The 11,373-nt window shown below is 35.1% G+C and carries 6 protein-coding genes and 1 pseudogene; 6 read left to right on the top strand and 1 reads right to left on the bottom strand.

Going from position 1 to position 11,373, the window contains the following annotated elements:
• Positions 1 to 122: 122 nt before the first annotated feature.
• Positions 123 to 3,247 (top strand): annotated as a pseudogene (locus CP352_RS10300) (DEAD/DEAH box helicase); the annotation flags it as partial.
• 117 nt (positions 3,248 to 3,364) lie between these two features.
• On the opposite strand, the gene plsY reads toward CP352_RS10300, so the two are convergent.
• On the bottom strand, positions 3,365 to 4,000 hold the full coding sequence (gene plsY, locus CP352_RS10305; RefSeq protein WP_005719656.1) for a glycerol-3-phosphate 1-O-acyltransferase PlsY: 636 nt from the start codon (positions 3,998 to 4,000) through the stop codon (positions 3,365 to 3,367).
• 98 nt (positions 4,001 to 4,098) lie between these two features.
• Between plsY and parE the strand changes: the two genes are divergently transcribed.
• From parE to CP352_RS10330, 5 genes are all read left to right on the top strand, one after another.
• Complete coding sequence (gene parE, locus CP352_RS10310; protein WP_013086390.1) at positions 4,099 to 6,045, top strand: DNA topoisomerase IV subunit B; 1,947 nt, start codon at positions 4,099 to 4,101, stop codon at positions 6,043 to 6,045.
• Between the two features lie 18 nt (positions 6,046 to 6,063).
• The gene (gene parC / locus CP352_RS10315) at positions 6,064 to 8,520 is read left to right on the top strand and encodes a DNA topoisomerase IV subunit A (RefSeq protein WP_089143339.1); all 2,457 of its coding nucleotides are present in this window, start codon (positions 6,064 to 6,066) and stop codon (positions 8,518 to 8,520) included.
• A 147-nt stretch (positions 8,521 to 8,667) separates the two neighbouring features.
• Complete coding sequence (locus tag CP352_RS10320; RefSeq protein WP_089143340.1) at positions 8,668 to 9,642, top strand: LysR family transcriptional regulator; 975 nt, start codon at positions 8,668 to 8,670, stop codon at positions 9,640 to 9,642.
• A 29-nt stretch (positions 9,643 to 9,671) separates the two neighbouring features.
• On the top strand, positions 9,672 to 10,607 hold the full coding sequence (locus CP352_RS10325) for a manganese-dependent inorganic pyrophosphatase (RefSeq protein ID WP_054832972.1): 936 nt from the start codon (positions 9,672 to 9,674) through the stop codon (positions 10,605 to 10,607).
• 85 nt (positions 10,608 to 10,692) lie between these two features.
• Entirely contained in the window at positions 10,693 to 11,292 is a 600-nt protein-coding gene (locus tag CP352_RS10330; protein WP_013086386.1) for a peptidylprolyl isomerase, read from the top strand.
• Positions 11,293 to 11,373 lie beyond the last annotated feature (81 nt).

Below are 11,373 nucleotides of genomic sequence, written 5' to 3' on the forward strand. Positions count from 1 at the left end.
ATTCAGGGAAATAAAATTAAGGAAATATTCATCCTTACACAAACTATTTTACGGTTTCTAAGGCTCTGAATGAACACTTAAGAAATTTTGCAATTTATGATTGTATTCAATATTATTTTCACTGTAAACACGAGGTTGCGGCTTTACTTGCAGTAGAAAATGAACATAACGTTAAAGTCCCTTTTGCTGACTTAATTTCTGAACATCTTAAGCAAATGATCGCACATAAAAGCCCAGTACTTAACCCCTTAAATTTGATTGGCAATATGAAATTTACCAAAAAAAGTTATGATCAGGCACTGGAACTTAATGATCACTGGTCGATTAGTAGTTGTCGGCATTTTGATGATAAGATGCGTAAATATGAATATTTTTGGGAGATAGTAACAGAGGACAATGAGTTAATTACATTATCTGTGCAATTTACTCGCTGGCAAATTATATCAATTAAATTTGATAGTGATTTTTCCCGTATTGAAAAAGATAGTGTTAGAATATTAGCTCTGTTTTACTTTATTAATGAGTATCTTGATGACGATCCATTTGATTTAACTAACCAGGCAGCTGAAGATCTACTTGAATTTTATAGTGACGCTTCTACCCAAAATGATGAGCCGATTATTTTGCGGGCAAGTATTGATAAGTATAATAACATCCCTAGTTTGACGTTTAAATTAGGAAAGAACAAGCATCTTTATAAAGTTAAAGATCTTAATCAACTAGTAGATGCATCCCGACACAGCTCTTCTCTAAAGCTAGGTAAATTTTTCAACGAGCCTATAAATCAGGCTAAAATGGATATTGATAGTCAACACTGGTTATCTTTTATTGAAAAAATTATAGATGCTCGTAATCTAAACGAAGAATTTTATTATAATTACAGTAGTCAGGTTGGTCGCATTACACTAGAGAACTCTGTGGCCGATGAAGTTAATGATTTACTTTATCAAGGCGTAAAGTTGTACTCAAATGAGCAGCCTATAGGATATACAACTGATCAACTAGATTTAAACATTAAAATTGAAACTCAAAAGTCATCTGCTTTAGTTAGTGTAGAGGATCTTCCAGTTTCTACTATAATTACTGGGAGTCATGCGTATTATGGCTATTACAAAGATGTATGGATCAAATATATAGGTCTTACACCTGCTTCTTTGCATAATTTAGGATTGCAGCCTGGTGCTGAAATGCAATTTAGTAAAAAGACCGTTGCTAAGTTTGCACATAATATTTTGCCTAAATTTGAGCAAACAAAGTTTATATTAGTGTCTGGTACTGATGAATTGAAAGCTATTTTGCCACCAGAGGCCCATTTTTTGTTTAAATTAGATTATCGTGTAGGCAGTATTTTATGTGTGGCTCGAGTACAGTATGGGGATGCACAATACGAGTTAAATCAAGGATATACTGAAGAGGACCGACGCGATGTTGAAAAAGAGACCGCAGCATGGAAGCACATTAATACATATTTTAGTGATTATCAGCATGGGAGGTATGTTTTATCCAATGAAGACTCGGATGTCGTACAAGCTTTTCTAGATGATGGTATCAATGAGTTGAAACGATTAGGCGAAGTACAAATTACAGCTAACTTTAGATCACTTTTAAAGGGAATAAAGATTAATTTGGATGTTGGAGTAGGTATCAACCTGACTAATGAATTATTAGATATCGATCTTGCTGATCAAAAGATGAGCTGGGAAGACATTCAAGCGGCTTTGAAAGCCTACCAAGAAAAGCGAAAATATTTTGTTTTAAAAAATGGAATGCTAGCTAAGGCAGAACAACCGACAATTGAACAATTGGCACAAACTTTGCATGATTTAGGTATTAGTTTTAAGGATTTCATTCACGGTAAATTACATTTACCAGCATATCGTGCCTTTTATTTTGCTAAGCAAATGAAAGCTGCTAATGCACTGCATTTCTCAACTAATGAATCCTTTAATACTCTGATTAATGATTTAGCTAAGAATCAGTTGAAGCAAAATCAAATACCAGTTAGTTTGCAAAATATTTTGCGTCCATATCAGAAGATAGATTTTAATTGGCTAAGCACTATCGTTAATTATAAATTTGGCGGGCTACTTGCTGATGAGATGGGATTAGGTAAAACCTTGCAGATTATTAGTCTTCTTTTAGCTCGCAAAGAAAAAATGCAAAATCAGTTACCTAGCTTAATCGAGATCTAGAAGCGTACCAAAATCTAATTTTTGATGTAGAAATAATTGATGAAGCACAAAATATTAAGAATCAGCAATCAGTTACCGCCAAGACAGTCAAAGTCATTAAAGCGCATCATAAACTAGCTCTAACAGGAACACCGATTGAAAATAAATTGAGCGAGTTATGGAGTATTTTTGATTACTTAATGCCAGGTTTTTTAGGTTCATATCCTGACTTTAGGAAAAAGTATGAATTACCGATTGTTAAAGAGCAAGATAAAGAGGCAGAAGATCAATTAGCTAATATGGTAATACCCTTTATCTTGCGGCGTCTAAAAAAAGATGTGCTACGTGACTTACCTGACAAAGATGAAGAAATTGTGCCTGTTAAAATGAATAAGAAACAAGCTGATTTGTATAATATGCAGACGCAAAAGATTATCGCTCAATTAAATGGACAGGGGGATGAAGACTTTAAGAGATCACGTTTTCAAATTTTGGCTCAGATTACTAAATTACGTGAAATTTGTTGTGATCCTCATTTGCTTTATGAAAACTATCACGGCAAGTCTAATAAATTAATTGCTACAATTGAGTTGATTAAGAATAATCTAGCAAATGGACATAAAATTTTATTGTTTTCACAGTTCACAGCTATGCTAGATATTTTGCATGAAAACCTTGCCAGATTAAGACTACCTTTATTTACTATTACTGGATCAACACCTAAAACTAAGCGTCAAGAACAAGTTCAAAAGTTTAATCAAATGGCTCAACCAGGGGTCTTTTTGATTTCATTAAAAGCAGGCGGAACAGGCATTAACTTGACTGGTGCTGATGTTGTAATTCATTATGATCCTTGGTGGAACTTGGCCGCAGAAAAACAGGCGACGGATCGAGCTCATAGAATTGGTCAAAAGCATTCTGTTAAGATTTATAAGATGGTTACAGAAGACAGTATTGAAGAGAGAATCATTGCTTTACAGCAAAAGAAAGCAGAATTAGCTGATATAATTTTGCAAAATGATCAGATTGCTGATGCAACAATGAGTAAAGACGATTTAATTAAGATTTTGAAATAAATAGATCATTATAATAAAATAAAAATATTTGTTTGCACTTGCGAACTATTGTTTGCAAAAGTATAATATTTAGGTAAACAAAAACCAACAAGCTAAATGCTTGCTGGTTTTATAATTTTAGTTTGAGTTAGTATGTTTCTTTTTATACCAATACACTAGACCGAATGGAACCAGATTCTCTTGGTGATGTTCGATTCGAATAATATTGCTTCGGTGACTCCAGTAAATTAAGATTACGAGCAATCCACTGATAATGCTCAAGGCAAGATCGTGGAAAAAGAATGAAGCAATAAAGATTAGAACTACTGAGATCAAACTAGTTAATGAAACCATACTTGTAATAAATAAGATAGGGAAGAAGATTAACGCACAGATCAAGAAAAAATGGACATTATATCCTAGTAAAAATCCAGCGGAAGTTGCTACTGCCTTGCCTCCTTTGAACTTTAAAAAGACAGGAAAAGCGTGGCCTAAAATTGCAGCTAAGCCAAAAATCAAGCAAAGATAATGTGGGCCTAGTTTAAAAATTATTGGTAATACTGTAGCAAAAGTTCCTTTGAGAAAATCTACTATAAAGACAATGATTCCAGCAGCTGGACCTAATACTCTAAAGGTATTAGTCGTTCCGATATTTCCTGATCCGTATTTCCTAATATCTTTATGAAAAAAGATATTACCCACTAACACACCTGTTGGGAATGATCCAATCAAGTATGCTAAAATAAACAACGATGCAAATTTTAATGCAAACATATTTAACAACACTCCTATTAATCTATCGCTATTTTAGCAAAGATTATCTTTTAAATATATGGTGCTGGTTAAATTAATGAACAAGTGGAGGAATTTTAGTGGCAAAAGCTAATACTTATGATGATTCTTCAATTCAAATTTTACATGGCCTAGAAGCCGTTCGTAAAAGACCTGGTATGTATATTGGTTCAACTGATATTCATGGTCTTAATCAATTAGTGTATGAAATCGTCGATAACTCTGTCGACGAAGCCATGGCTGGTTTTGGTAAAGAAATTGATGTAACCATTCATTCAGATAATAGTGTTACTGTAAGAGACTTTGGGCGTGGTATGCCGACAGGAATGCACAAATCGGGTAAGCCCACAATTGAAGTTATTTTAACTGTATTACATGCTGGTGGTAAGTTTACTGAACAAAATTATAAAACTTCAGGCGGGTTGCATGGCGTAGGTTCATCCGTTGTTAATGCACTTTCAAGTTATATGAAGGTTAGAGTCGTTCGCGATGGTAAAGCTTATGAAGAAGAATTTAAAGATGGTGGGCATCCGGTAGGTACATTAAAGTGTGTAGGAAAGACAAAAGAGCCAACAGGGACTACCATTACGTTTAAGCCAGATGAGACTATCTTTTCAACCACGAAGTATAAGTATGAGACAATTCAGGAGAGAATTCGTGAATCTGCTTTTCTACTTAAAGGGGTTAAATTTGTCTTAACAGATGAGCGTGAGCCAGAACATCATGATGTTTTTCAGTATGATGATGGAATTAAATCATTTGTTAAGTATTTAAACGAAGGTAAAGGCACAATTAGTGATGTCTTTTATTTTGAAGGCAAGCAAGATGGCATGGAAATTGAATTTTCAGGTCAATATAGTGATGGATATTCAGAAAATTTAGTTTCATTTGTTAACAATGTTAGAACTGGTGATGGTGGTACCCATGAGTCAGGTGCTCGTAGTGGATTTACACGTGCATTTAACGATTATGCTAAAAAGCAGGGTCTACTAGGTAAAAAAGATAAAAATATTGATGGTTCTGATTATCGTGAAGGGCTTAGCGCGGTTTTATCTGTTAAAATCCCTGAAGAATTACTTGAATTTGAAGGACAGACTAAGGGCAAATTAGGTACTCCACAAGCACGTTCTGCTGTAGATTCACTTGTTTATGAGAAAATGTCTTACTATTTAATGGAAAATGGTGAGCTGGCTCAGGAACTAGTTAAGAAGGCTCAAAGGGCTAGGGATGCACGTGAAGCAGCTAAAAAGGCACGTGATGAAAGCAGAAATGGTAAAAAGAGACGAAAAAAAGAAGTTTTGTCTGGTAAATTAACGCCAGCTCAATCACGAAATCCTAAAAAGAATGAATTATTCTTGGTCGAAGGTGACTCAGCTGGTGGATCTGCTAAGCAAGGTAGAGACAGAAGATTCCAAGCAATTTTGCCTCTTCGTGGTAAAGTATTAAATACTCAGAAGGCAAAATTGCAGGATATCTTTAAAAACGAAGAAATTAACACTATGATTTATACCATTGGTGCTGGTGTAGGAACCGAGTTTAATGTTGATGACTCTAATTATGATAAAGTCATTATCATGACTGACGCCGACGATGATGGTGCTCACATTCAGATCTTGCTATTAACATTCTTTTATCGTTATATGCGGCCGATGATTGAACACGGAAAAGTTTATATTGCTCTGCCACCGCTTTATCGCTTACAAAAAGGTCGAGGCAAAAAGACGCAAGTTCAATATGCATGGACTGATGAAGAACTAGCTGATGATGAAAAGAAAATGGGACGTGGCTATTCGCTGCAGCGATTCAAAGGTTTAGGTGAAATGAACGCGGAACAGCTATGGGCTACTACTATGGATCCTCAATCGAGAATGTTAATCAGAGTTAAAATTGACGATGCTGCTCTTGCTGAGAGACGAGTTACTACCTTAATGGGTGATAAAGTAGCCGCAAGAAGAAAGTGGATTGAAGAAAATGTTAAATTCAGAATGGGCGAAGACGGCTCAATTCTAGAATCCGAAGATGAATAAAAGAAGGTTTTAAATTTAATGGCCACAAAAGAACGAATTCGAGAAATGCCACTTGAACAAGTAATGGGTGAACGTTTTGGACGATATTCAAAATATATTATTCAAGAACGTGCTTTGCCTGATATTCGAGATGGCTTAAAGCCAGTTCAGCGGCGTATCCTTTATGCAATGTATCAAGATAGTAATACTTATGATAAACCATTTAAAAAGGCTGCTAAGGCTGTCGGTAATATCATGGGTAACTTTCACCCTCACGGTGACAGCTCAATCTATGGGGCTTTAGTGCACTTATCACAAGACTGGAAGATGCGCGAACCGTTAGTTGAAATGCATGGTAACAATGGTTCAATGGATGGTGATGGCCCAGCAGCTATGCGTTATACGGAATCCCGCTTAAGCAAAATCTCTAATATGCTTTTGCAAGATATTGATAAGCAAACCGTAAACATGGTGCTTAACTTTGACGATACTGAGTATGAACCTACAGTCTTACCTGCACGCTTTCCTAACTTATTAGTTAATGGATCAACTGGGATCTCATCTGGTTACGCTACAGAGATTCCACCACATAACTTAGGTGAAGTGATTGATGCAACAATTTATTTGTTGAAACATCCTGATGCTTCTCTTGAAGATTTGATGAAATATGTAAAAGGTCCTGACTTTCCAACTGGTGCTATTGTTATGGGGACTAAGGGAATTAAGGAAGCATATAGGACAGGACGTGGTAGAATTCAGGTCCGTGCCAAAACCACTATTCAAGAAATTCGTGGGCATAGGCAAGAAATTGTTGCTACGGAAATTCCATTCGATGTTAACAAAGCACTATTAGTAAAAAAGATAGATGAAATCCGTCTGAATAAAGAAATTGATGGAATCGCAGAAGTTCGTGATGAAACTGACCGCCATGGTTTGTCAATTGTGATTGAATTGAAAAAAGATGCTGATGCGCAGAATATTCTAAATTATTTATTTAAAAATACTGACTTACAAGTATCTTATAACTTCAACATGGTCGCTATTGATCACATGACTCCTGTTCAAGTTGGGCTAAAACGAATTTTAGCTTCTTATTTAGAACATGAAAAAGACGTTGTAACTAAACGTACGAAATTTGACTTAGATAAGGCAGAAGCTAGATTAGAGATTATTCAGGGCTTGATTCATGCCATGGATATTTTGGATCAAGTAATTAAAACCATCCGCGCTTCTAAAAATAAAGCCGATGCTAAGAAGAATTTAATAGCTAAGTATAAATTTACTGAAAAACAAGCTGAAGCAATTGTTTCTTTACAACTTTATCGTTTAACTAATACGGATGTTAATGAATTAATTGCTGAACAAGACAAGTTAAATAAATTGGCCGAAAAATACCGTAAATTATTATCAGATCGTGCAACTTTAGAAAAAGAAATTATTAAAGAGTTAAATGCAGTCAAGAAAGAATTTGCTAATCCACGTCGAACTCAAATTTCAGAAGAAAGTGCTAAAGTTGAAATTGATGAAAAAGCCTTAGTTGCTGATGAACAGGTTAGAGTACTAATTAGTCGAGATGGCTATTTAAAGCGTTCATCTTTACGTTCATATCAGTCAACTAATGATGATGACAATGGTTTACCAGATGGTGACAAAGTAGTTTATGAAAACACACTATCTACCCTGACTAACTTGTATTTATTTACCAATAAGGGGAATGTCATTTATCGTCCAGTACATGAACTAATTGAAACCAAATGGAAAGAAACAGGACAACACCTATCACAAGAAATTGGATTAGACAGTGATGAGCAAATTATTCGCGTCTTTGTATTTGATAAATTGAATACTGATTGCAACTTTATTCTGGCTACTAATGACGGTTATATCAAACAATTGGAGTTAGCTAACTTACAGCCGACGAGAACTTATAAGTCACGTGCAATGACAGCTATCAAGTTAAAGGGCAAGGATAGTTATGTGGTTGGGGTAGATTTGATCAAATCAGATAATCATAAGGAAATCACATTATTTACTCATCGCGCCTATGCAATTAGATATGATGTTAGCGAGATACCAACTTCAGGAGCTAAAGCAGTAGGTGTTAAATCTGCTAACTTGAAAGATGACGATTATATCGTAAATTATGTCCTAGTTGATTCTAAGTATGTTGATTTAATGCATGTTGGGCTAATTACTCAACGTGGGGCATTTAAGCAATTCAAACTTAAACTAGTTAATAAAGTTTCTAGAGCCAAGCGAGGGGTACTAGTACTGCGGGAATTGAAGAATAAACCGCATAGAATTGTTGCTCTAATGCCATATGCTCAAGATCATTTGTTACATGTCACTACTTCTAGTGACCGTCATGTAAATATTAAAACTACGGATTATCCATTAGGCGATCGTTATTCTAACGGCTCATTTGTTATTGATACTACCGTTGATGGGACGCCTGTAAGTATTGAATTGGGAAGACCCATTAGTAGTCAAAATTAAGATTTGAGTTTAACTAAAACAATATATTAATCTTTAAAAACAGTGTTAAGACATATGTTTTGACACTGTTTTGTTTTGGATAGATAATAGCAGTGTTATGGGACATGGCTTATCGTAAAATAATATTTTAGAAAAGAGATAATCGTTATGTCTAAAAGTGATACTATTTTATCGGCTAAATCATTGCGTTATTTTTTACAATTGATTGAGACGATGAATTATACCCAAGCTGCACAAATTTTAGGTATTACCCAACCGGCTTTAACTCAGCAAGTAAAAAAATTGGAACGCGCTATTGGTGCTCCATTATTTGGACAAATGGGGAAGAAGTTATACCTAACCGAAGCTGGTAAAGAAATGGAAGCAGCAGCGATAGAGTTGCTAAATACCATTAATGGTGTTATTAGTGACATTCAAGAATATACCCAGTCAGATAAAGGCAATATTTCAATTGGTATTCTAGAGTCCGTACATGTTGATCTTTTCTACCAATTTTTACGTTACTTCAATAAAAAGTATCCAGAAGTAACTTTTACCGTTGATTACTTTGACCGCAAAGAGCTATGGCACAGACTTGATTCCAATATGATTGATATGGCGATTATGTATATGCCAGATACTACTAATAAAACAGGAGCTAATTTCCGTCATCAATACAATCATCGTGATATTTGCCCTGAGCATATTGTTGTACTGACTCACAAGGATAATGTGGAAGCACGAGGGACATATTCTGTTACTCGTTTTGGCAACAGAAAGTGGGTTGCATATCCGGAGAATTACTACTTATCAAGATTAATGCGACTTAACTTTAGTAAAAAGATTGATCTCGTTACTCCGTTTAAAATTGCATCTACTAAGGAAATGATCAAAATTGCAGAAAATACTGATCTTGATACTTATGTAGATCAGACTTACTATGAGGCGCATAAGGATGAGATTAATTTGACTCCTGTTTATATTAAAAATATGCCTGAGTTTACGACTGCTTGTGTTTATCGTAGAGGAAAATTAGATGTTCCTAGGATGAAGAAATTACTAACGGAATTACAGATTTTCTTAGACAATAACTTGGATAGGAACAATAATTTTAGTAAACTATTAAGTGAAGAAATTAAATAAAATAATTAGAAAAAGAGGCAATTTATTTAATGGAAAAAGAATTTGTTTTTGGACACCAAAATCCAGATACTGATGCAATTGGCACTGCTATTGCATTTTCATATTTGCAAAACAAGTTAGGTTACAACACTGAAGCCGTTGCCTTGGGTGAGCCTAATGATGAAACTGCATATGCTCTTAAAAAATTCGGCTTTAAAGCACCTCGTGTAATTAAAGAAGCTGCTCCAGAAGTTAAATCTGTTATGTTGGTTGACCACAATGAACCACAACAAAGTGTTTCAGATATTGACAAAGTTAAGGTTACTCATGTTGTGGATCACCATAGAATAATGAATTTTAATACCGCTGATCCATTATATTACCGTGCAGAACCTGTAGGCTGTACTTCAACCATTGTTTGGAGAATGTTCAATGAATTTGGCATTGAAATTCCAGAAAACTACGCTGGTTTAATGCTTTCAGCTATTATTTCAGATACTTTACTTCTTAAATCACCAACTACTACAGATAAGGATAAAAAGGCTGTAGAAGCATTGGCTAAGATTGCTGGCGTAGATTACAAGGAATACGGCTTAGCAATGCTTAAGGCTGGTACTAACATCAGTGACAAGTCAGAAGAAGAATTGATTGATTTAGATGCCAAGAGCTTTGAATTAAATGGTCACAACGTCCGTGTTGCACAAATCAATGTTGTTGACTTACCTGAAGCGTTAGAACGTAAGGAAGCCTTTTTAAAGGCAATGGATGCTTCATCTAAGGATAATGGTTATGATATGTTTATGCTTTTAATTACTAACATTCTTGACTCAGATTCAGAAGCTTTAGTTGTTGGCTCTGATGAGACTAAGTCATTATTCGAAAAAGCATTTAATAAGCAACTTAGTGATTCAGAAGTTAAATTACCTGGTGTAGTATCACGTAAGAAGCAGGTTGTTCCACCTCTTACTGATGCTTTTAATGCTTAAAAGTAATGATGTAAAAAATAGGAGGTAGGGTTAACCGCCTCTTATTTTTTACCTAAAAATTAAAACTGATTTTAGGAGAAAAATATTGAAATACCCACAATTAAATTTAGAAAATCAACAGGGACCAACAGCTGTATTGAAAACCAATCAAGGTGAAATAAAAATTCAACTTTTTCCGGAACAAGCCCCAATGACGGTTGAAAATTTTATTCGTTTAGCTCAAAAAGGCTATTATGATGGTACTATTTTTCACCGCGTAATTAGCGACTTTATGATTCAAGGTGGAGATCCTGAAGGAAATGGCACTGGTGGTGAAAGCATTTGGGGGCATCCATTTGAAGATGAACTTTCACGAGAACTTTTTAATATTCGCGGAGCATTATCGATGGCTAATTCAGGCCCTAACACTAATGGTAGTCAATTTTTTATCGTTCAAAACAAGAATATGCCTAAGCGTTACATAAAACAGATGGAACCCGCAGGCTATCCAAAGGAAATTATTCATGCTTATAAGCAAGGCGGAACTCCATGGCTTGACGGTCGTCATACGGTCTTTGGACAAGTAATTACAGGCATGGATGTAGTTGATAAAATTGCTAAGTCGAAAAAAGATAAAATGGATAAACCACTAGAAGATATAACTATTGAGTCGATCCAAGTCCAAGGATCAAAGTTTGATGACTAACAAAAACGTAAGCGTCAAATAACCGGGTATCTGTTTTAGCCTTCATTTTTCAGGTATTCTAATCTCATCAATTTAATGGAG

It is taken from the genome of Lactobacillus sp. UMNPBX1 (assembly GCF_002554085.1).
Lineage (GTDB): Bacteria > Bacillota > Bacilli > Lactobacillales > Lactobacillaceae > Lactobacillus > Lactobacillus crispatus.